The organism is Neobacillus niacini (assembly GCF_030817595.1).
In the GTDB taxonomy this organism is placed as follows: domain Bacteria; phylum Bacillota; class Bacilli; order Bacillales; family Cytobacillaceae; genus Neobacillus; species Neobacillus niacini_G.
The window spans coordinates 5,861,850-5,882,606 of sequence record NZ_JAUSZN010000001.1 but is presented as its reverse complement, the minus strand read 5'-3'; the positions used below and the strand labels follow the sequence as shown (position 1 = coordinate 5,882,606).

Here is a 20,757-nt window from a genome sequence, read left to right as displayed (position 1 = left end):
CTATTAAACCAAGGTGGAAACATATGAGAACCAAAAACGTAAAGCCATTCACTTATGGATCATTATATAAACAAGATTTGCCCCATGATAAAATTATTCCTCTCGTGACTGGGAATTTAATAGATTTTACAATAGCTGGACCCTATCAAAATACCCGACCGGATATTGCCTCAAATAGTATTACAGTACACAATTCAGGTGTTTATCAGATCACAGCGGATGTATCCGTTATACTAGAGGAAGAGCAAACGGTGATGTTCAATATCAACCGGCGGCATGATGGATCTGACCCACTGATAGGTTCCACTTTTGACGCAAACGGGATAAGTACCAGCACAGGAATAAATGTTCAAGCTTACTTGTATGCTGGTGATACAATTGGTATCTTTATTGCTGACACGTATGCTCCTAGAGGTAGACTACCGCGATATAATAGAGCGTCACTCACCTTGCATTTAATTGGATTTTAAAATATTTCAATCTGCGTATGCACATGGGAGTGCGACCAAACCTAGGAACTTGCTATTTGGACTTTTTTCATGAGGTTTTGAACAATTTCCATCAGGTTTTGGACTATTTTCAGGTAGTTTTGGACATTTTCCTTGAGGTTTTGGACTATTTTTATATAGTTTTGGACGTTTAGACATTTTCTACCAATTAATAACAAAAAAAAAGCCTGTCTACACCAATATGGACAGGCTTTTACCTATTATCTAACACCAAAGAATTGTTTAATTTTACCAAATACACTTTTGTTCTTGTCTTCGAGTGGCTGTAATGGAATCGATTCACCCAGAATACGTCTAGCGATGTTACGATATGCGATAGATGCTTTACTATTCGGATTTAAGGCAATCGGTTCACCATGATTAGATGCTTTGATTACTTCCTCATCATCTGCGACAATCCCAATTAACTCAATGGATAAATGTGTAGTGATTTCATCTACATCTAACATATCGCCGCTTTTCATCATATGGTTTCGAATACGGTTAATGACAAGCTTCGGTGACTCGACGGTCTTTGCTTTCTCAAGTAAACCAATGATTCGATCTGCGTCACGAACGGCTGAAACTTCAGGAGTCGTAACGACAATCGCACGGTCCGCCCCGGCAATCGCATTTTGGAAACCTTGTTCAATTCCCGCAGGGCAATCAATAATAATATAATCATAGTCTTGCTTAAGCTCATTAATTAGCTTGTGCATCTGTTCTGGCGTAACAGCTGACTTATCAACTGTCTGCGCTGCTGGAAGCAAATACAATAAATCTTCGAATCTCTTATCTTTTACGAGTGCTTGGTGGATTTTACATCTACCTTCCACCACGTCCACAAGATCATAAATAATTCGATTCTCGAGCCCCATAACAACATCTAAATTTCGAAGGCCAATATCTGTATCTACTAAGCATACTTTTTTGCCTTGAAGGGCCAACGCTGTACCTATATTAGCGGAAGTCGTGGTTTTTCCGACGCCGCCTTTACCGGATGTAATTACTATTGCCTCTCCCACATTAATGTCCCCCTTCGAATCTATTTAAATTAGGCCTTAAATTTATTAAAACTTGCAATCTATCTACGATGATTTGATGGTTATCGTCGATGTACGCACATTCCATCTCACGCTTTTCTGTTTTTTGAGCGTTATCAGGGGCACGGTTGATACAGTCACTAATCCTTAGTTGGGAAGGCTGCATACTTGATGCTGAAATAACCGCTTGATCATTTCCGAATACGCCAGCATGCGCTATCCCTTTTAATGTACCCATGATAAAAATATTACCGCCTGCTACTACCGTCCCACCTGGATTCACATCCCCAATGAGCAATAAATCCCCAGGAACTTCTAACACCTGTCCAGAGCGAATAATACGCGATACGGTAACAACTTCATTTTCCGCTCTTAGCTTGTCCACTTCTGCTCTTGTGACCACATTCGATTCAATATCATCGACCACTAAATTCTTTTTTTGGCGAATAAGATTTTTTATTTCTTCACGTTGAGCATCACTCAAGTACCTGTTGCCAACATCAACTTTAACAGGAGTTAAATGACGCTCACCTTCAGTTGTTTGATTTGCTGAAAGTTTATCATCGAGCTCTTTTTTTAAGTCCTCATAGGAACAGCTATCATCAAGATGAAGGACAATTCCATCCTTCGTACCTTTTATCGTAACATTTTGTCGCTTTTTCATGGAGAAAACTCACCTCAAATAATAAGAAACACATTCATGCGGCATCTGGAAACACATAGACACACTTTTATTATACAATTCGACACGCTTTATGTATTCTCCTTTTTTTAAAAAGAAATACAAATCTTATTCATCTCGTAAGCTTTCTGCAAAACTTTCAAAATGACGCTTTAAAGGATACGCAGCAATCAAAAGGAAAGCGGCATTTAAAATGAGTGAAGGATAAAAACGCATTTCAAGAAAACTCATAAAATCAAGTGTGGTGATATGGATTAAAAAGTTCATTTCATAGACACCCAATTCCAGCAAGGCAATCCCCACTAGAGACACAAAAAATGCAACAATGATATTTGTCTGAAGGACGTGCATGATTTTCGAAATAAGGTACGTAATGAATGGAAAAAGAAACAGGTAAATGCCAATAATTTCAATCCAAACGATATCAAATAGTAGTCCAAAAATAGCCGCATAAATGATTCCGTATTTTTTGCCTGCATAGATGGCAAGGAACAAGATACCTCCGAACAGAAAATGAGGCGCCAAAATATAGTTGCGGCCAAAAACTTCTGGAGGGGCATATTGAGCAAACAGGCTCTCTAATAAGAAAAGGAATAGAAACAAAAGAGGAAGCAGGAATTTCTTCACAAATCCTCCTCCTCCTCTCCTTCACCCGTCATATCTGCTTCACTAGGCTGAGCAATTGTTCTGGTTATCACAATGATATTTTCTAAATCGTAAAAATCCGCACCTGGTTCAACTAACGCAGTTTGGTTCAATCCATACTGATCAGGCTTAACCTCAATTACTTTACCAATTTGCAAACCTTGAGGAAAGACGCCGCCTAGACCAGAGGTGATGACATTTTGCCCCTTTTTAATTTCAACCCCAGAAGGAATCGCTTTTATTAATAATGCTTTTTTCTCTTCATCATAGCCTTCCACAAGACCAAAAACGTTTGTGTCACCTTGGACAATAGCAGAGATTCGATTCTTTGGATCCATCGCACTCAATAGTTGAACGGTTGAGCTAAATTGATTGACGGTTTTCACCTTGCCGATTAAGCCATGTGCCGTGACAACTGCCATATTTTTTTTAATTCCGTCTGTTTTTCCTTTATTGATAATAATCATTTCATGCCAACGATCAGGGTTTCTACCTATTACTGTTGCCTGTAAAGGTTCAAAATCTCTCAGGGTCTCTTCTTCACCGAGAATATCACGCAGCTCTTTATTGTCCTTTTCCAGCTCCTGTACCTGTGCTTCAAGGCTAACAAGTTTCTCCATCCGTGATTTTAATTCTTTATTCTCTTCATATGTATTTTGCAAGTCCTGAAGATTCTCAAAAAAACCTGCAACCAAATGAGCAGGCTTTGAGACCAGGGATTGAACCAAGCCGGCAGTATCCTTTAAGAACTGCTCCGGCCAGGATAGTTTACTTCTCTCCCTTAACGAAAACCCAATCAATGCCACGAGAACAATTATGCTAACCAGCAAAACGATCAATCGTTTATTCAAAAAGAACTGTGGCATGATTATACACCTCTATTTTTCTACGTAGATTCTCTTTTTGTGTCTAGCTCCAGCGCCTATGGACTTGGGGGCCATAAGTCCCTGTGCAAGGCGCTTCCGCTTTTCGTTTTTATCTAGACTCTTTAGCTTTGTTTTTAAATAGTTGAATATGGTCTAAGGCTTTTCCTGTACCGATTGCTACGCAATCTAACGGGTTTTCTGCAATAAGAACAGGCATGTTGGTTTCTTCACTAATCACCTTGTCCAGATTTCGAAGCAAGGCGCCGCCGCCTGTTAAAACAATTCCCCGGTCCATAATATCAGCTGCAAGCTCTGGCGGTGTTTTTTCTAATGTATTTTTCACAGCCTCGACAATCGCATAGACTGTATCTTTTAATGCCACACCAATTTCCTTCGCAGTGATTTCAATCGTTTTTGGCAAACCAGTCAGTAAATCACGTCCGCGAATTTCCATATTATCGATACCCTCAGAGTCACCAGCAGAACCAACTTCCATTTTAATCGCTTCAGCCGTACGTTCACCAATCATAAGATTATAATTTTTTCGGATATAAGAAACGATTGATTCGTCCATTTCATCGCCAGCCACACGAATGGAGATACTTGTAACTATTCCGCCTAAAGAAATAATTGCTACTTCTGTCGTACCACCGCCGATATCAACAACCATACTGCCAGTTGGCTCCCAAACAGGCAGGTTTGCCCCGATTGCAGCCGCAAATGGCTCTTCAATCGTATAAGCGTCCTTAGCTCCAGCTTGACGTGTTGCGTCAATAACAGCTCTTTCCTCAACAGCGGTTATTCCAGATGGAACACATACCATTACATAAGGCTTACCGGAGAAAATGCTCTTACTTTTAATCGCCTGGCGAATATGATGTTTCATCATAGCTGCGGTAATTTCAAAGTCCGCAATAACTCCATCCTTCATTGGTCTCATCGCAACAACATTTCCTGGTGTACGTCCAATCATGTTCTTCGCGTCATTACCAACCGCGACAATGGATTTCGTGTCTGTCTGCATCGCCACAACAGATGGCTCTCTTAATACAATCCCTTTACCTTTTACATAAACAAGGGTATTTGCAGTCCCCAAGTCAATACCAAGGTCTCTAGTCCCAATTCCAAACATAGTTGTTTCTCCCTTTCTGATACGAAAATAGCTAAAGGTAAGTGAATATACCTTCTATTCATGTAATTTTTCTAGTAAATTTATATGATAATCACGAAAGATGTCCTAAAAAATCATAAACATTATTATATCCCAACGTTTAAAAAAATCATAGTATTATAAATATCCTTTTTCCTTGAGGCTGACAAATTTGTTTTCGCCAATAATGAGGTGATCGAGAACATCGATCCCTATCATTTTCCCGCACTCTACGAGCCTCTTTGTTACCTCAATATCCTCACGGCTTGGGGAGGGGTCTCCTGAAGGATGATTGTGGAGACAAATGATAGAAGCAGCGGAACGTTTCAAAGCCTCGCGAAATACCTCCCTAGGATGTACGATGCTAGCGTTTAAGCTTCCGATAAAGATGGTTTGTTTATGGATCACTTGATTCTTGGTGTTAAGATATAAACAAACAAAATGCTCTTGTGATAAAAAGCGCATGTCGTTCATCACATAGTTAGCACCATCTTCAGGGGAGCGAATCACATAGCGGTCCGTATAGTTTAAGTTCGCTATCCTCCTGCCAATTTCGACTGCAGCGAGAATTTGGATCGCCTTCGCCTGACCAATCCCCTTGATTTCAGTCATTTCTTCTAAGGTGGCATCCTTTAAAAGCCGTAAGCCTTCAAAATTGGTAAGCAGCCGGTTCGATAATTGAAGAACACTTTCATCCTTCGTGCCGGTTCTTAGTAAGATCGCAATTAATTCATGGTTTGATAAACTGGCTGGACCATTTTGAATAAATCGCTCTCTTGGTCTTTCATCTTGAGGAAAATCACGAATCATTAATGAATTGGTTGACATTCTAATTCCTCCCTATGATAGGGAGTTAAAGAACTACATAGCTGTCACGACAATTGGTAGCCTAGCCCCTTCAATTCGCGATAAGTTCTTGCGACGGGCAGACCCATAACCGCAAAATAGTCTCCATTTATTTTTTTGACAAGCATACTTCCAAGCTGCTGAATGCCATATCCACCTGCTTTATCAAGCGGTTCACCACTTTGTACATAGAAATTGATTTCCTCGTCCGTTAACTCCCAAAACCAGACTTCTGTTCTTTCAAAAAAACGTGCTGTTCCATTTGGAGACAATATGGAAACACCGGTATAAACTTCATGTTTTTTGCCAGAAAGCATTTTTAACATTCCCATTGCGTCTGTGTCGTCAGTTGGCTTTCCTAAGACTTGGCCTTCGGCAACAACTATCGTGTCGGAACCAATAACAAACGCTTCTGGATTTTCTTTAAAAATAACCTGTGCTTTTCGCTCGGCAAGATCCATAACTACATCCTCTGGAGAAAGCGTTGGATCAAAGCTTTCATCTACTTCACTGCTTGAGATCGTGAATGTTAATCGGAGGTTTTCTAGAAGTTCTTTTCGCCGTGGAGAAGAAGAGGCTAAAATGAGGTTTTGCATTTCATCACCTTACCTTTTGCATCATTTAGGGAGATACATGATAATCGTATCAGAATTTGTAGAAGCAAACAATTTTTATATGATTAAAGTTCGAAGAAATTTGTCAAATTATGCAAAGTATCTCTCGGAATTAAATTCAAAATATTATGATTTCATTACAAAAGGCCTGTCCAAAATAGACAGGCTCGTTATTCAAGGATAATTTCCCGGAAAATATCAGCTTTTGTCGACTACAATGAATAATAGATACTTAGATAATTTAATAAATGCTGTTGTGCTTCAACCAAACTATCTTTACTCTTCTTTTCTTGAAATGATTCTACACCCGCCAACGCACTCGATAATTCCTTGTTAAGATTTTTTACTTTTTCATTTTTCAGCTTGTCTGCAGATTGACTCAGTTGATCACCAATCCCTGCAACTTCTTTACTACCTTCTGATGAAATACTTCCAGAAACAATCGCGTTGGAAGTGATCTTTGATAGTTGTTGGTAAATATCTGAAGCAGCTTCGAGAAAGCTTTTCTCGGTTTCATTTATATCTGACACATTCTTTTCAGCAATCGGGAGTTGTTTTGAAAATACATCCTCAAATCCATTAGCTTTATATTGTGCCCCTAACGCCTTCGCTGTTTCAATTGAATCAGCCACACCTAAAAACAAATATTCTTTTTCACTTATTGATAAAGTTTGTGCTGGCAACCCTTTGCCTTTTGCTTGGCTTGCTGCACTTGTTGCTGCGTCTTTTGTAGTAAAAGCTCCGCCCTGAACGATAAACACATTTTGTGTTCCAAGGACAATCGCACTACTCGTTCCACCTGTTGCTTCTGAACCTTTGTCAGACCCTTTACCTACGTCCACTGGCTCAGTTACTGCTGGTTTACTGTTTTCACTAATGACTAACTTAAGCATAAGGACCCCAAAGCTAGTCCCAATTAAGATAGCAAAAACGGCAGTTACAATAATAGATTTTAGCACGCCACCATTTCGCTTCATCGAAAAGGTTGTGAAATTAGCAGTTTTCTTTTTACCGCCTTTTTTCTGGTTTTGACTGCTGACAACTTTGTATTCCTGAATGTGGTTTCCTGCGGATTCAGGAATAATCCAGTCAAAACTTTCATCGACCGATTCCTTTGCAGCAGCAGTCTCTAGAAAAACATCCTGATCATTGAAATCTTCGTCGATGTTTATCACTTTAGTAAAAGAATCTTTGCAAGATTCTTGTTCCTTCTTAATGGGCTCTTCAGTGAAAGTCTGGCTTTCTCCATTTAGCTTTATTTTGATGGTATTGCCACGATTCGGCTTATCCACTAACTCGTACTCCTCCCTCTACCAATAGCAATTTCTACCATCCTATCATAAAGACGAAAAAAAATAACAAGACTTTTGTCGTCTTGTTATACAATGCTTTCGTCAATTTTTTCACTTTATTTCATACTTATTAGGTCTACTGATATATTATCAATCTCAGAGTAGAGGTTCCGGTTCTCTCCACTTAAAAAAACTTTGGTAATTTTTCCGTCTGTTACTTCAACATAAGTTTCATCCGATGGCGCTAATACCTCACCTGTATAAGGATCATAGAATTCATTTATATAATTAAAATTATATAAATCCTCATAAGTAATTTGAGTGAGACTATCTTTATCTGCTACTTTTTCATCGTGAAGATATAAATCAGCTGCATGTATAATTGTTAATGCATTATTAACAAAGGTCTTATCCTTTGATTTAGCTATTACATTTGAGATCGAAATAAGCCCAATTGATGCAATAAAGCCTAGGATGGCAATTACCGCTAGCACTTCTACAAGTGAAAATCCTTTTTCATTAAGATAACTTGTCTTTTTCATTTAAAAACCCTTTTACCTTGGTATTAAGGAAAGTAATTTCTAATTATTCTTCAAAACATCTGAAGAGGCGCTTAATGGATTTTTCTTATTAGCAGGTGCGGGCGCATCTATCTTCGGAAGCTCCGCAATTAGATCCTCCAGACCTGGTAAATAATACGCTGATACTGTAAGAGTATAGGATATTGGTTTTTTCTCTTCTTCAGGATTAAGAGTCGTTACTTCTTCTCCCCCTGAGTAATTGATTGCTTCAACAACGACTATTCGCTTTAACGATTCGAGTGTTGCGATAAACTTTTCAATATCTTCATATGCAGGTGATTCAACACTAAGATTTACAGTTAATTTCTTTAATCCTGAGGTAGGTGCTGGAGCCGCTTGTTCTGCTGTAGTTTCTTGAACGGTTTTAACCTCAGGAACTTCGGTTGTCTCAGTCGTCTCTGCAGCATTAGCCGTCTCTGCAGCAGGAGCAGCTTCTGTTGCCATCGGTACATCCGCATCTTTTGAAAAAGCCATACTGCTAATCTTACTATTTGAGACATTTTCTGCCTTCTCTAAATCTAGAATAAACTGTTCCTGTAATGGGGTGACGGGTACCTTTTTTTGCAGTTCTCTTGTATCTTCGGTTACCTTTTTTGTATCATCTAGTTTTTTCTGAGAAATCGAATCTAGTAGTTTTTTTTCAGTTACCAATGTCTGTTCTTTTGATTCTAAATCAGATTTCAAGGGTGAAAGCTTAATGAATTGGGCATAGACAACTAGAAAGACAATAAGAAGAAGGCCAACCAATAAAATAAGTTTATGCTTTTTTGAGAAACTTAGTTTCATGATTGTGTCACTCCTTCCTCATCTTCGCTCCCTTTATTAAGCAGCTTCTTAATCGTTTCTTTATTAAACTTAATTTCAAATTGACCAATATACCTTGGTAATACATCCACTGGTTGTTGTTGAGCTGTAGCTGTTGTATCCTGTGCATCGGTTGTATTCGGATCTACTGGAGTGATTATGATACTATTTGGATTATTTGGGTCGGTTGTGACCACAATTGATTGGTTATTTACGTTCGTACTAGTTTGTTGATTGTTAGTACCCTGAGTGGCTGTTGAAGGTACGGCTTCTTTGTTTTCTTCTTGCTCCTTGGCAGTCAAGGAGCTTAGATTAGCATCATCAATCCATTCTGATTCATTTAAATTATCTAAGAAATAAGCAGCCTCTCTTGCGCTATCAAATTGAACGGAAATAGTGACTGTACCAGCCTCTGTATAAGCAAAGGTTTGGATAAAACCACGTTCTGGCAATAAACCTGTCAAATGCTGCATAACAGGTATGGTCTCTATTGGATAGCTATTAGCCCATTCAACGGCACTTTTTAAAAGTGTAATAGATAATTCAGATTCACTCTTATTTGCATTCTTTTCCTCTATCGCCGCTAAATCTTTTGTCATTTTGATTTGACTATCGAGATTGGCAATATCACTTTTAGTCGTCTGAATTTGCAAGAAATAATACGTTCCTAGGGATAGAAAAATAACTGCCATTGCAGTTACTATAATAAAAAAGCTTTTTTTCCTTGGTTCTTTTTGGGGAAGCAGGTTAATTTCTACTAACATCATTTCACCTCTTTTAAAGCGAGACCTAAAGATAATAATAGATTAGCCGGTACGCTTCCTGTTTTACCATTTTCAATTCCTTCCTGTTCAATCCTCTCAACAGGTATCTCAAATCTTTCGTTCATTTCGTCAAAGATCGCTTCTAGCATTGGATGATCACCGTTTAAAAGGAACTTCGTGATATCCTTTTTTTCATTTGAAAGTGTATAACGATAAAAATCTACTAACTTGTTAATTTGATTTAATATATCTTCGAACTGGAGAACTAATTCCTCTGTATCGCCCGTGTATTTAAATATCATCGAGCCTGCAATATCTTGTTTGATATCCCATTTATCCATATCAAAAGGAAGCGGGAACTGTCTCATCACAAGAGGTACAGTCTCTTCAAAAATGCATAAATTAACACTTGTTAAGTCAAACTGTACCGTAAACAAAACCTCATTTTCCCCAGCTTGTCCGATTTGATGGAATAAACGATACAATGCCAGCGGCGAAATATCTGCTGCAATTGGGTTTAGCTTCAGACTAGAGAATAATTCTGCATATTCCATTACATATTGTTCAGGGGCCGCAAACAAAAGCAAATCCTTTGTCTTCCCTTTATTAGCGAGTGGAAAATAATCAAAGACTGGTTCTTCAAATGGTAAATGTATACTAGAACCAAGTTCCAAATATAAATATCCCTTGATTTCATCATCCTGAATATCAGCAGGTATAGAGACTTTACGGATAATCACCAGCGGGTCAGGAACAAGAAAACGAACTTGACGACCTTTAATTTTCCATTCATCAATACACTCTTCCAGTATATTTGCCAGCGAATCAATATCAGTAATCTTCCCTTCGGTAATAACTCCCGGGGGAAGGAAGCGTTCGCACCATTTTTGTGCAGCAGGGGGGTTCGCTTGTTTTAATTCAACAAAACGAACCGAATGGTCATTTACTACTAGGTTAACTATTCGATTTTTTGATGAAAAGAGGGAAAATGCCATAATAATTACCCCTTACTTAAAAAGCTGTATTAAGAAACTGAAAGTACAAATCGATGAGTTCCGAACCCCAATAATAAGCCGTCAATGTCCCGGCTGCAATAAATGGACCGAACGGAATCGGCTGCTTTCTTTTAACAATCTTAAAAATAAGCAACAAACCGCCAATGACGGCTCCAAATAAAGTAGAAAAAAAGAAGGATAAAAGTACTAGTTTAAAACCTAAGACGAAACCCAGCAATGCATATAATTTAACGTCTCCCATTCCCATGCCGCCTTTACTAACAAGCGCAACGATGAGCAAGAGCACAAAACCAGTTACAGCCCCAATCAGGCTGTCCCACCACGGGGAGAGCGGCCAAACAATTCGTTCCAATAAAAAAATCCCTGCAAACCAGATTAAGATCTTATCAGGGATGATCATATAGTGAATATCAGAAACCACAATTATGATAAACATTGAAATTAGGGTAAGGGCAACCACTAATTCCCCGGACCATCCAATCACAAGTGGTGCTGTTGCAAACAAAACGCCTGTTAGTAATTCAAAAAACGGATAGATAGGAGAAATCCGCGACTGACAGCCGCGGCATTTCCCTTTTTGAAGAAGATATGAAATTACTGGAATAAGTTCATATGGTTTTAATCGATGCCCACAATTTGGACAAGCAGAGCGTGGGGTGACAATTGACTGTTTTTCTGGTACTCTTAGGCCAACTACATTGAAAAAGGAACCAAATATTAGACCGTAGATGAATAGTATACTAGTAATTATCATCATCTGAAGAAGCAGTTCTAATTATATCCTAATAAATCATCTTCTGAAGCAGAGTCAGGGATGTCAGCTGCTTCACCTACTTCGTTTGCTGCATGACCAGAAATTGCGTAAGTGTAACCTGTTGCTGTTTTTGTCACAGTTACTGAAAAGGAACTATCATCAACACGATCAAGATAATCAGTTAACCCATTTGTTGGAAGTGTAGCAGTTTCAGCAGCATCCGCTGTTGTTGTATCCTTAGTAAGTGTTGTTGTTGCTCCACTTGGATGATTGTCGGCAACAAACATTTTAGCAGCATCAATTATTAATAATGCTTCTTGAACTTTGGCTTTATCATCTGATTTACTAATAACATTCCCGATCGCAGGGATTGCAATTGCAGCAATGATCCCTAAAATAACAATAACAGCTAGTAATTCGATTAATGTGAAACCTTTTTGTTCCTTAAGCCTTGATCCTATTTTTTTTAACATATTCCATCTCCTTCTGGTTCTATGAACCTAGTAATATTTCTCTATGAGTATACAATAAATGTAAGCTATTGAAAAGAGAATTTTATCGCATTTTGTCTTGATTTTAACATATTTGTAATATTTACTGATATTTTGTTACATTAGCTCATTTGGTCAAACATTGAGAACATTGGCATCATAATTGAAAGGACAATTACCCCCACTACCCCAGCTAGAAAAACAATCATAATTGGTTCAATTAAGGATTTTAGCCGATCTGTTCCTTGTTCAACTTCTTTTTCATAGAACTCAGCAATTTTAGTTAGCATCGAATCTAGTGCACCAGTACTTTCACCAATAGATATCATTTGCGTCACCAGTGGCGGGAAAGCCCAGTGATTCATCATTGGTTCTGTCATCGAGCGACCTTTCTCAAGAGAATTGCGAGATTCTCGAATCACTCTAGCAATCACCTCATTTTCTACAACCTTTTCAACAATCGACATTGCTTGCAAAATTGGGACTGAACTTGAGAATAGAGAACTAAGGGTTCGCATCATTCGAGCTAGAGCTGCTTTTTGCAACATGTTACCAAAGATAGGCATTCTTAAAAGAAGGTAATCTAGATAATACCTAGTTTTTTTATTTTTCTTCATATATATAATTGAAATTACAAAAGCTAAAATTACTAGGAAAATAAGCCACCAAAATGATTGCATAAATCCGCTAGCATTTAATACAAATTTCGTTATTCCTGGCAACTCAGCGCCCAAATCTTCAAACATTGTTACGAAAGTAGGAACCACACCAACTAATAAAAAGATAACTGCTCCAATTGCTAGAATCCCAATTACAGCTGGGTAGGTCAAAGCAGACTTCACTTTAGCTACAGTATCATGCTGCTTTTCAAAATCATCCGCTAGTTTCTCTAATGTTTCATCCATGTTCCCCGCAACTTCGCCAGCTTTGACCATGTTAATAAACATCGAGTTAAAAATCTTTTTATGTTTCGCAACTGACTCTGAATACGGATTTCCTTCACGTAAATCCTGTTCCACTGCAATTAATGCCTTTTTCAGGGCTTTACTCTCTGTCTGAACTGATAGAATCTCTGTTGCTTCAACTACTGTTACTCCAGCTTTTATTAAGGTAGCAAACTGCCTTAAATAGATAACAAAATGCTGCAGCTTTACCGGGTTTCCAATTGTTAACTCCATAGTCATTAGGGTTTCAGGTACATCTGTCATTTCAATGACTCGGATGCCATCTTCCTTTAGTTTAGCCATTGCCTCTCTTCTGGAAGTAGCGGTTATTGTACCCTCTTTTTTCCCTCGTTTGTCACGTCCTGAATATTTGAATCTAGCCATCCAGCATCATCTTTTCTTGTAGATATTTATTTGCTGCTTCTTTTTGAATTAGATTACGGTCAATTAAGTCTCTAATACTCATTTCAAGGGTATGCATACCTTGCGCACGTGACGTTTGCATTGTACTTTGGATTTGGTGTATTTTTTCATTTCGAATTAAGTTTGCGATAGCTGGGTTGTTAACAAGAATTTCCGTGGCTGCTTTACGACCTTTTTTATCAACTGTTGGAAATAGACGTTGTGATATAACCCCAACTAAAACGGACGCCAACTGTACACGAATTTGCGGCTGCTGTGCAGGTGGAAATACGTCAATAATACGGTTAATCGTAGACGGTGCACTGGATGTATGCAGTGTTCCCAACACAAGGTGTCCTGTCTCGGCAGCTGTAATCGCAATTCCGATTGTTTCTAAATCACGCATTTCCCCTACTAGAATGATGTCTGGGTCTTGACGGAGTGCGCCTTTTAAACCATTAGCATAGGATTGAGTATCAAAGCCCACTTCGCGCTGGTCAATAATCGAGTTCCCATGCTTGTGTAGATATTCGATTGGATCTTCCAATGTGACAATATGCTTACGCATTGTCCGATTCACATAGTCAATCATTGACGCAAGTGTGGTTGATTTACCACTACCCGTTGGACCAGTGACTAAAATAAGCCCCTGCGGTCTCTCAACAAGCTCTGGAATGATTTTTGGCAAATCTAGTTCTTCGATGGTAGGCGTTTTTGATGCAACTACCCTTAGAGCTAATGACACACTTTTGCGTTGATGATAAGCATTTACACGGAAACGTGAAACTCCTGGGATACCATAAGAGTAATCAAGCTCCCCTTTTTCCTTAAATAAATCATACATATTTTCTGGAATGGTTATTTTCGCGATTTCTTCTGTATCAGCAGGAAGCAATATGTCCTTCCCGTAACGTTTAATTTCCCCATTTATACGAAAGATGGGCGGGACACCAACGGTCAGATGGATGTCCGAGGCCTTAAATTCCAGCGCCGCCCGCAATATATTCTCTATTTTTTCTCTCATCATGTTTGTTCTCCTACTCCAAGATAGCTACACGCAATACTTCTTCTGTGGTAGTTAGACCTTGTTTTACCTTTAGTAAACCATCATCAATCAAGAAAATGGTTTTATTTTTTATCGCGACCTCTTTTAATTTATGAGTGGAATCTTCATTCATAATAATCCTGCGCATATCATCATTTAGGACGAGCACTTCATGAAGAGCAACCCTTCCTTTGTATCCAGTCATATTACAGGATTGACATCCTTTTCCGCGAGTGATCTTTTCAATTTTCATTCCTCGGCGGGCAAATATCTCAATTTCACGTTTAGTCGCATCCTGAACCTCTGCGCAATCACGGCACACCTTACGAACTAATCGCTGAGCAACAATTCCAGTTAGGGAGGAGGCAATTAAAAATGGTTCAACCCCCATATCAATTAATCTTGTAACTGTACCTAGTGAGTCATTTGTATGCAGCGTACTTAGCACTAGGTGACCTGTTAATGATGCTCGTACAGCTATCTCTGCGGTCTCTTTATCTCGAATTTCCCCGACCATGATTATATTAGGATCTTGACGAAGAATCGAACGTAATCCAGCTGCAAAGGTCATCCCCACATTGGCGTTAACCTGAATTTGATTAATTCCTTCAAGCTGATATTCAACAGGATCCTCAATCGTAATAATATTTACCTGTTCGCTATTTAAACGATTAAGAGCCGCGTAGAGGGTTGAAGATTTACCCGAACCGGTTGGCCCCGTAATCAAGACAATCCCTGTTGGCTGCTCAATCATCTCCGAAAACCGCTTCAAATTAAGTGCATTGAAACCGATCTTGTTTAAATCATTGAGTGCCGCACCCATGTCCAAGATCCGCATTACAATTTTTTCTCCGTAAACCGTTGGCAGAGTAGAAACACGGAGATCAATAGGGTGAAAGTCAAGATTTATTTTAATCCGCCCATCCTGTGGAATCCGGTGTTCAGTAATATCAAGATTGGACATAATTTTAACCCTTGCAGTTAGGACACTTCTCATATGACGAGGCAATACTCGCTCAACTCGAAGTACACCATCCACACGGTAACGAATAACCACTTTTGTTTCCTGTGGATCAATATGAATATCACTTGCCTTCTGAATAACCGCATTGGTTAAAATCTGGTTTACTAGACGTACAATCGGTGAATCGAGGTCATTAATATCATCGTCACGGCCTCGTTCACTCGGTGAAAGTTCATCAAATAGCTCCTCGAGCCCTTCATCAACATTGTAATATTTATTAATTGCCCTTAGAATACCTTCTTTGGTTGAAATTGCGGTTTCAATTTGAAAGCCTGTTGAAAGACGGAGATCATCGATTACGATAAAGTCCATCGGATCAACCATCGCTACGTAAAGTTTATTACCTTCTTTTTTCAAAGGAACAATTAAATTCCGTCTTGCAGTTTCTTTTGATATAAGAGAAAAAAGGTTCGTATCAAATGGATAATGCATGAGATTGATATTCGGAATTCCCAGCTGAACCTCTAATACCTCAGCTAACTGTTGATCCGTAATGTATCCTTTTTGCAGAAGGGCGTCCCCTATTTTTTGATTAGGGGCTTTTTCATCTAATGTTGATTGAAGCTGCTCCGGGGTAATTAACCCTTCCTCAATTAATAAATCTCCTAGTCGTCTGCGTGTTTGTTTCATCTTTTATCTCTACTTAAATTATTTTGGTTGTTCATTTGGTTTCCCCCAAAGGTCATCATTTGAATTCTGTTCGATCGTTTCCAAAGATGTAGTTGATGGATTTCCAGTAGGATTAGTTGTTGCTGAGCTTGGTGTTACGGTAGATGCCTGCTGTGTTCCTATTAGACCATGGACTTCCACACGATATAAAGGTGGGTAATAATCTTCTGATAATAGCTCACTCGTAATCAATTGCTCACCTTGATAGGTTTCTCGGAAAATCTTAACAATTTGTCCATCTAAACCATTAGTTTCTATCTTTGTTTGACCAGGCAGCAGGAGTGGACTATATTGAACAATCGTCTTTGGCTTTAAATGCTGTTCCTCTTTTTTGCTAATTCTGTAATCGTAAAGTAACTTTTCTCCCTTAACGGTAACAATAAGATCCTTATTTTCTAATTTTAGTTCTATTCTATATGGAGTTGAATTAGGATTAACAATGATAAAATCTGCACCATTAGCCACATTAACCTTAGCTTCAAACCCAACAGCTGTATAATTTGGTAGTCCACTACTAATATTTCTTTCAATAATTTTAAAATTTGTGGGTAAAACTGACTGATAGATTCCTGTTGCAATAACACTTAAGGAAGCTGAACTTTCGATTTTTTGCTGTTTAGCGAATTCTAACAAGGAGAAAGTTGCACCTTCAGCAATTTGCAACTCAGGGTTAGCTGTCAGTATTGAAGCTAATTCATTTGGGATATCTGTTAATCTCACAATCGATTTACTGATAATATTATCTTTTTTGCCAGCTTCAACAAGTAGATAGTCTTTATTCAAATTAAATTTATATGAACCAGCATCAAACTTTGTGGCTGTATTTGCTAGGTCTGTTAAAAGCTTTGTTAGTTCGATTTCTTGCGTTTTAATTGTTGGAAATTGTAACTTTATATGTTCTTCAACCGGCAGCAGTTCAATTGTCATTGAAACTGTATTTGCCTCTCCGTCCTTTATAGAATATACCGATTGGGTGGCATCGAAGCTAAAAAGATTCAAATCGAATGGTACTATTTTTTCACTATATTGGAGTTCAATCTTTGTATTTTTTACCCATTCGACATACTTTTCTTCTAACAAAGCAATTGTTTCACTTTCTGTTTTTCCAGAAATATCTAAAGAACCAATCGTCGTTCCTGCTGAGTATTTTCCATCTGAAGCATTGGTTATATTTTGAAATGCCTTTGCACCAAAATGGGAAGAACTAAAAATAACTGCTGTACTTAAAAAAAGTACAACAAATAATTTGATGAATGGTTGATGCTTGCTCAAACTTTATGCCCCCCCTTCTCCATAGTTACTTTTGTAATTCAAGTACTTTCCCTGATTTGCTTTCATTGTTATCAGATGTTTTTGCTGCCGCTGCTTCTTTATCAATAAACAACTCTTCTAATTCAAAATCATCCAATTGTGGTTCTTTATTAGCACTTTTTTCTTCATCCTTGATTACAGAGAGTTCAGCTAATTCATCTAGCCAGCCCTCTTCATCAAGTGATTCAAGCTCTTCCTCTTGTAAATCTACCACTTCTTGGATACTATTCTCTAGTAGACTCTCAATATCAGATAAATAACCAACCTCAAGTTGGTCATCCTCGATGACTTTCTCACTAATGCTTTCAAGTTCTCTTTCCTGTAAGAAGGAAATGTCTTCATCTAGTGAGTCATCAAATAGTATATTTTCATCTTTTTTATTAACAGGAGAAGATGAAGCAGTAATCTCCATTTCCGATAAATCCATCAATTCTATGTCTAAAGTTTTCTCATTCTGATTTGCTGGAGTAGATGAAGATTTAGTGTCTTGAAAATCAATATCTTCAATGAACTGCTCTTTAGTCATATACATAACTTTCCCTAAACGGCTATCCATCATATAAGCCGCTAAAAAAGAAAGAGCCAGTAGAACTAAAAACGTTTGCCAAACTGGAACGGAAGTAACTACTGCAAGTCCTCCCATTGCTAACAAGCCACTTGTTACCACAACGATAAACTTTCCTTTTTTTGTGTATCCAAGTGGTAATAACAAATGAATCAATAACATCAAAAGCATAGAACCTAATACCCAAATAACTGTTAGCATTCATTCACATCCCTTTTACCAGTCCATTTATACTATAAAAACTACATTTTTTTACAAAAAATTATAATTTTTTATTGTTTAATGCAAAAATTAGACAAAATTCGTCTACTAGATATTGTATAATACTTTTTAATAGTTTAAAAGAAGATGGAAAACATTTATAGGTCATAATTACTGAAATTTGTTATTTTTTATCTAATGATTTGTTAAAATTAAACCTAATAAACTATGAAAATAGTATCTTCTCTGTAGAAGGGGATGTTTATATGAAATTTATCAGTAACGAAAAAGGTGTTACGTTAGTAGAGGTTATTGCAGCAATATCTCTGTTATCTATCGTTTTGATAGGTATAATGGGTATATTTCCTCAAATGGGTTTTATTAATAAACATAATGAAGATAAGTCCCAGGCTATAAACAGTGCTAAACAAATATTAAATGAATGGAAATCTGAAGACACGGTCACTGGTGAGAAAGTAATAAGCGCTTTAAAAAAGGAAACTCCTACATCCATTGATTGGCCCATTCCTCCTGAGGTTACAACAACATCCACAACTGATACTTTCTATACATTTAAAAAGAATGATATAAATTCTGAAATTAGAATATGGAAAAATCCTGAAACAGGATTTGGTGGAGAGAATGACTTGATAAAGACCTATAAGATACTTGTCCAAGTTAAAAATAAAAGAGATACAATTATTGGCGAAACATATGGCTATATTGTTGTTAAGAAGGAGATGACAATTGATGCGGACTGAACGAGGTATTACATTAGTTGAAGTCTTGGCAACGGTCTCTATCCTATCGATAATAGGTATTACAATATGGCAGATTTTTTTCCAAGGGTATAACTTCTCACAGAAATCTATAACGAAAAATATGCTTCAGCAACAATCGAATATTGTAATTTCTTCTTTAACAAGAATCCACCAAACGATAGAAGAATATACAATCGTAAGCGCAGGTTGTAACATATCAGTTCGTGATAAGAATAATGTAGAAATTCAGTTATTTACACATTCACAGTATTGTTTTAGAGCGGAGGACCCCTCAGATAACTCAGAATTAACTCCAACTCCACACAAACCTAGTAATGAAGGTCAGGACTTAGATTTAAAAGTTAGGATATCAGAAAAAAATAATCCCAATAATTTTGTGGCAGTAAGAACTTTACTTTACAGACTTAAGGAGGGGGAGAAGTATGAGTAAAATGAAGAATGAAGATGGTTATGCACTAGTGACAGTTTTGATGGTAATTACAATTTTTATGGTTTTATTCCTTTCATTTGGTGCACAATCTTTTAGTACAGTGAAACAAAATAAGGTTGTTGAAACAAGATCACAAACTGTTGCCTTAGCTGAAATGGGGGTTTCCTATTATCAGTCTATGGTTTATAATATTTACCTTGCCAAACGTGATTCGGTAAATAGTGCTATTAACCAGTATATCCTAGCTAATAAAGATAATCCGAGTATCGGGGAAGCCGCATACAAGCAAAAAGCAATTGACTTAATGAAAACGGCTATTGAAGAGGGATTAGCTGAAAAGCATACCCAAGTGGTTAGTGCTGGTACGCCTAGTGACATTTTTATTATAGAACTAGAAGATGGTACAGAAACCAAATTCCAAATTGAATTACTTGAAACAGACCCATTGGCTGTTACAACACCAGATGCTGTAAGCTTTCATTTTAGAAGCACAGGATTAGAAAATGGGAAAAATGCCAGCCTAAGTGGAACACTTAATATTGCATTGACGTTTAAACCTAATGGTAATTCTAGTGGGACCACTACGACGCAGGTCTTGCCAACATTTACTGCATTTGATCCAACTGGTACTAACATTTCTCAACAATGTACAAATAAACGGGAGTTAAGTGATCTTAATACATGTGACCAAATTTTAATCACTGCAAATCCTGAAGCAGAAAATAACGGGAAGATTCCACCTTCCATATCAGGAAACTTCAATCATATGAATGATAAAGCGATTTATTCTACAGTCCCATTAAGTATCGATGGAAAAGGTAATGGAAATGGAATACAGAATGTAGATATCATTTCCAATGACTCTATTACTTTAGGCGGAAATTTAAACTGGGTGAAGGACCTCCTAATTAAATCTAATGGAACAACACGTTTAGAGGGCCAATTTAGAGCGGATAACTCTAAGATTTATGTCAAAGATCGATTAATTTCCCTTAAACAATTTGAGATCTTTGATAAAACCTATGTTTATGTCGATGGGGCCGATGGTACTTCCCCTACTGTTTCGCTTACTGGCAATATACTAACGATTGATAACTCCACACTTTGTGTTAATGGAAATTTATATGCAGATGCAAAAACTTTTGAAATTAAGAATAATGGTAAGCTTTTTGTAAGAGGGTCCATTACTGGTTTTGCTTATAATAAACCTGGGGTAACTGCTAACATAAGTGATCCAAACGTCTTTAAAGATTTATGTGGAGAGTCTGTTGCACAACCTGCAATTCCTTCGATAGAGTTTGGTGACGATATTTCAAGAGATATCGATTATGATTATTAATAGCAAAAG

23 protein-coding genes are annotated in these 20,757 nt (G+C 37.7%); 4 read left to right on the top strand and 19 right to left on the bottom strand.

Going from position 1 to position 20,757, the window contains the following annotated elements; genetic code table 11:
- The first annotated feature begins 23 nt into the window (after positions 1 to 23).
- Positions 24 to 470, top strand: coding sequence for a hypothetical protein (locus QFZ31_RS27900; protein ID WP_307309435.1), 447 nt, complete (start codon positions 24 to 26; stop codon positions 468 to 470).
- 239 nt (positions 471 to 709) lie between these two features.
- Here the strand turns inward: QFZ31_RS27900 and minD are convergent, their stop codons facing one another.
- From minD to QFZ31_RS27805, 19 genes are all read right to left on the bottom strand, one after another.
- The gene (minD, locus tag QFZ31_RS27895) at positions 710 to 1,513 is read right to left on the bottom strand and encodes a septum site-determining protein MinD (protein WP_179602006.1); all 804 of its coding nucleotides are present in this window, start codon (positions 1,511 to 1,513) and stop codon (positions 710 to 712) included.
- 1 nt (position 1,514) lies between these two features.
- The gene (gene minC / locus QFZ31_RS27890; protein WP_179602005.1) at positions 1,515 to 2,195 is read right to left on the bottom strand and encodes a septum site-determining protein MinC; all 681 of its coding nucleotides are present in this window, start codon (positions 2,193 to 2,195) and stop codon (positions 1,515 to 1,517) included.
- 126 nt (positions 2,196 to 2,321) lie between these two features.
- The gene (mreD, locus tag QFZ31_RS27885) at positions 2,322 to 2,840 is read right to left on the bottom strand and encodes a rod shape-determining protein MreD (protein ID WP_307309428.1); all 519 of its coding nucleotides are present in this window, start codon (positions 2,838 to 2,840) and stop codon (positions 2,322 to 2,324) included.
- Positions 2,837 to 3,724: a rod shape-determining protein MreC gene (gene mreC / locus QFZ31_RS27880; RefSeq protein WP_307309425.1), complete on the bottom strand. Its 888-nt coding sequence runs from the start codon at positions 3,722 to 3,724 to the stop codon at positions 2,837 to 2,839. Before mreC ends, mreD begins: the two co-directional genes overlap by 4 nt.
- A 109-nt stretch (positions 3,725 to 3,833) precedes the next feature.
- Positions 3,834 to 4,856 carry a rod shape-determining protein gene (locus QFZ31_RS27875; RefSeq protein ID WP_179602002.1) on the bottom strand — a complete coding sequence of 341 codons (1,023 nt, stop codon included), beginning with the start codon at positions 4,854 to 4,856 and terminating at the stop codon, positions 3,834 to 3,836.
- A 156-nt stretch (positions 4,857 to 5,012) separates the two neighbouring features.
- On the bottom strand, positions 5,013 to 5,702 hold the full coding sequence (radC, locus tag QFZ31_RS27870; protein ID WP_307309420.1) for a RadC family protein: 690 nt from the start codon (positions 5,700 to 5,702) through the stop codon (positions 5,013 to 5,015).
- Positions 5,703 to 5,746: 44 nt separating this feature from the next.
- A complete protein-coding gene (locus QFZ31_RS27865) occupies positions 5,747 to 6,316 on the bottom strand; it encodes a Maf family protein (RefSeq protein ID WP_307309418.1) in 570 nt (189 codons plus the stop codon).
- A gap of 230 nt (positions 6,317 to 6,546) precedes the next feature.
- A complete protein-coding gene (locus QFZ31_RS27860; protein ID WP_307309416.1) occupies positions 6,547 to 7,626 on the bottom strand; it encodes an SPOR domain-containing protein in 1,080 nt (359 codons plus the stop codon).
- Between the two features lie 116 nt (positions 7,627 to 7,742).
- Entirely contained in the window at positions 7,743 to 8,168 is a 426-nt protein-coding gene (locus QFZ31_RS27855) for a type II secretion system protein (RefSeq protein WP_307309414.1), read from the bottom strand.
- Between the two features lie 39 nt (positions 8,169 to 8,207).
- A complete protein-coding gene (locus QFZ31_RS27850) occupies positions 8,208 to 8,993 on the bottom strand; it encodes a hypothetical protein (RefSeq protein ID WP_307309411.1) in 786 nt (261 codons plus the stop codon).
- The gene (locus tag QFZ31_RS27845) at positions 8,990 to 9,775 is read right to left on the bottom strand and encodes a PilN domain-containing protein (RefSeq protein ID WP_307309408.1); all 786 of its coding nucleotides are present in this window, start codon (positions 9,773 to 9,775) and stop codon (positions 8,990 to 8,992) included. Before QFZ31_RS27845 ends, QFZ31_RS27850 begins: the two co-directional genes overlap by 4 nt.
- Positions 9,775 to 10,770 (bottom strand): type IV pilus biogenesis protein PilM, encoded by a 996-nt coding sequence (gene pilM, locus QFZ31_RS27840; protein WP_307309405.1) that lies wholly within the window; start codon positions 10,768 to 10,770, stop codon positions 9,775 to 9,777. Before pilM ends, QFZ31_RS27845 begins: the two co-directional genes overlap by 1 nt.
- A gap of 16 nt (positions 10,771 to 10,786) precedes the next feature.
- Entirely contained in the window at positions 10,787 to 11,548 is a 762-nt protein-coding gene (locus QFZ31_RS27835) for a prepilin peptidase (RefSeq protein ID WP_307309403.1), read from the bottom strand.
- A 14-nt stretch (positions 11,549 to 11,562) separates the two neighbouring features.
- Positions 11,563 to 12,018 (bottom strand): prepilin-type N-terminal cleavage/methylation domain-containing protein, encoded by a 456-nt coding sequence (locus QFZ31_RS27830; RefSeq protein WP_307309401.1) that lies wholly within the window; start codon positions 12,016 to 12,018, stop codon positions 11,563 to 11,565.
- 140 nt (positions 12,019 to 12,158) lie between these two features.
- Positions 12,159 to 13,364 carry a type II secretion system F family protein gene (locus QFZ31_RS27825; RefSeq protein ID WP_307309398.1) on the bottom strand — a complete coding sequence of 402 codons (1,206 nt, stop codon included), beginning with the start codon at positions 13,362 to 13,364 and terminating at the stop codon, positions 12,159 to 12,161.
- Positions 13,357 to 14,406, bottom strand: a complete 1,050-nt coding sequence (locus QFZ31_RS27820; RefSeq protein ID WP_307311831.1) for a type IV pilus twitching motility protein PilT — start codon at positions 14,404 to 14,406, stop codon at positions 13,357 to 13,359. The genes QFZ31_RS27825 and QFZ31_RS27820 overlap by 8 nt, the downstream gene beginning before the upstream one ends.
- Before the next feature lie 13 nt (positions 14,407 to 14,419).
- Positions 14,420 to 16,081: a GspE/PulE family protein gene (locus QFZ31_RS27815; protein WP_306076125.1), complete on the bottom strand. Its 1,662-nt coding sequence runs from the start codon at positions 16,079 to 16,081 to the stop codon at positions 14,420 to 14,422.
- A gap of 18 nt (positions 16,082 to 16,099) precedes the next feature.
- On the bottom strand, positions 16,100 to 17,392 hold the full coding sequence (locus tag QFZ31_RS27810; protein ID WP_307309392.1) for a VanW family protein: 1,293 nt from the start codon (positions 17,390 to 17,392) through the stop codon (positions 16,100 to 16,102).
- Positions 17,393 to 17,417: 25 nt separating this feature from the next.
- Entirely contained in the window at positions 17,418 to 18,197 is a 780-nt protein-coding gene (locus QFZ31_RS27805) for a hypothetical protein (RefSeq protein WP_307309389.1), read from the bottom strand.
- A gap of 266 nt (positions 18,198 to 18,463) precedes the next feature.
- Here QFZ31_RS27805 and QFZ31_RS27800 point away from each other — a divergent pair, with 266 nt between their 5' ends.
- Genes QFZ31_RS27800 through QFZ31_RS27790 form a run of 3 tightly spaced genes read left to right on the top strand, consistent with a single transcriptional unit; the run spans position 18,464 to position 20,748 of the window.
- A complete protein-coding gene (locus tag QFZ31_RS27800) occupies positions 18,464 to 18,958 on the top strand; it encodes a prepilin-type N-terminal cleavage/methylation domain-containing protein (protein ID WP_307309386.1) in 495 nt (164 codons plus the stop codon).
- On the top strand, positions 18,948 to 19,409 hold the full coding sequence (locus QFZ31_RS27795; protein WP_307309384.1) for a type II secretion system protein J: 462 nt from the start codon (positions 18,948 to 18,950) through the stop codon (positions 19,407 to 19,409). The genes QFZ31_RS27800 and QFZ31_RS27795 overlap by 11 nt, the downstream gene beginning before the upstream one ends.
- A complete protein-coding gene (locus QFZ31_RS27790) occupies positions 19,402 to 20,748 on the top strand; it encodes a hypothetical protein (protein WP_307309383.1) in 1,347 nt (448 codons plus the stop codon). The genes QFZ31_RS27795 and QFZ31_RS27790 overlap by 8 nt, the downstream gene beginning before the upstream one ends.
- The last annotated feature ends 9 nt before the right edge of the window (positions 20,749 to 20,757 follow it).

Excerpts from the sequence above, each read along its gene's own strand:
- QFZ31_RS27900 (WP_307309435.1), top strand. The coding sequence starts at position 24 with ATGAGAACCAAAAACGTAAAGCCATTCACTTATGGATCATTATATAAA.
- minC (WP_179602005.1), bottom strand. The coding sequence starts at position 2,195 with ATGAAAAAGCGACAAAATGTTACGATAAAAGGTACGAAGGATGGAATT.
- mreC (WP_307309425.1), bottom strand. The coding sequence starts at position 3,724 with ATGCCACAGTTCTTTTTGAATAAACGATTGATCGTTTTGCTGGTTAGC.
- QFZ31_RS27875 (WP_179602002.1), bottom strand. The coding sequence starts at position 4,856 with ATGTTTGGAATTGGGACTAGAGACCTTGGTATTGACTTGGGGACTGCA.
- radC (WP_307309420.1), bottom strand. The coding sequence starts at position 5,702 with ATGTCAACCAATTCATTAATGATTCGTGATTTTCCTCAAGATGAAAGA.
- QFZ31_RS27865 (WP_307309418.1), bottom strand. The coding sequence starts at position 6,316 with ATGCAAAACCTCATTTTAGCCTCTTCTTCTCCACGGCGAAAAGAACTT.
- QFZ31_RS27855 (WP_307309414.1), bottom strand. The coding sequence starts at position 8,168 with ATGAAAAAGACAAGTTATCTTAATGAAAAAGGATTTTCACTTGTAGAA.
- QFZ31_RS27850 (WP_307309411.1), bottom strand. The coding sequence starts at position 8,993 with ATGAAACTAAGTTTCTCAAAAAAGCATAAACTTATTTTATTGGTTGGC.
- QFZ31_RS27845 (WP_307309408.1), bottom strand. The coding sequence starts at position 9,775 with ATGTTAGTAGAAATTAACCTGCTTCCCCAAAAAGAACCAAGGAAAAAA.
- pilM (WP_307309405.1), bottom strand. The coding sequence starts at position 10,770 with ATGGCATTTTCCCTCTTTTCATCAAAAAATCGAATAGTTAACCTAGTA.
- QFZ31_RS27835 (WP_307309403.1), bottom strand. The coding sequence starts at position 11,548 with ATGATGATAATTACTAGTATACTATTCATCTACGGTCTAATATTTGGT.
- QFZ31_RS27830 (WP_307309401.1), bottom strand. The coding sequence starts at position 12,018 with ATGTTAAAAAAAATAGGATCAAGGCTTAAGGAACAAAAAGGTTTCACA.
- QFZ31_RS27825 (WP_307309398.1), bottom strand. The coding sequence starts at position 13,364 with ATGGCTAGATTCAAATATTCAGGACGTGACAAACGAGGGAAAAAAGAG.
- QFZ31_RS27820 (WP_307311831.1), bottom strand. The coding sequence starts at position 14,406 with ATGAGAGAAAAAATAGAGAATATATTGCGGGCGGCGCTGGAATTTAAG.
- QFZ31_RS27815 (WP_306076125.1), bottom strand. The coding sequence starts at position 16,081 with ATGAAACAAACACGCAGACGACTAGGAGATTTATTAATTGAGGAAGGG.
- QFZ31_RS27805 (WP_307309389.1), bottom strand. The coding sequence starts at position 18,197 with ATGCTAACAGTTATTTGGGTATTAGGTTCTATGCTTTTGATGTTATTG.
- QFZ31_RS27800 (WP_307309386.1), top strand. The coding sequence starts at position 18,464 with ATGAAATTTATCAGTAACGAAAAAGGTGTTACGTTAGTAGAGGTTATT.
- QFZ31_RS27795 (WP_307309384.1), top strand. The coding sequence starts at position 18,948 with ATGCGGACTGAACGAGGTATTACATTAGTTGAAGTCTTGGCAACGGTC.
- QFZ31_RS27790 (WP_307309383.1), top strand. The coding sequence starts at position 19,402 with ATGAGTAAAATGAAGAATGAAGATGGTTATGCACTAGTGACAGTTTTG.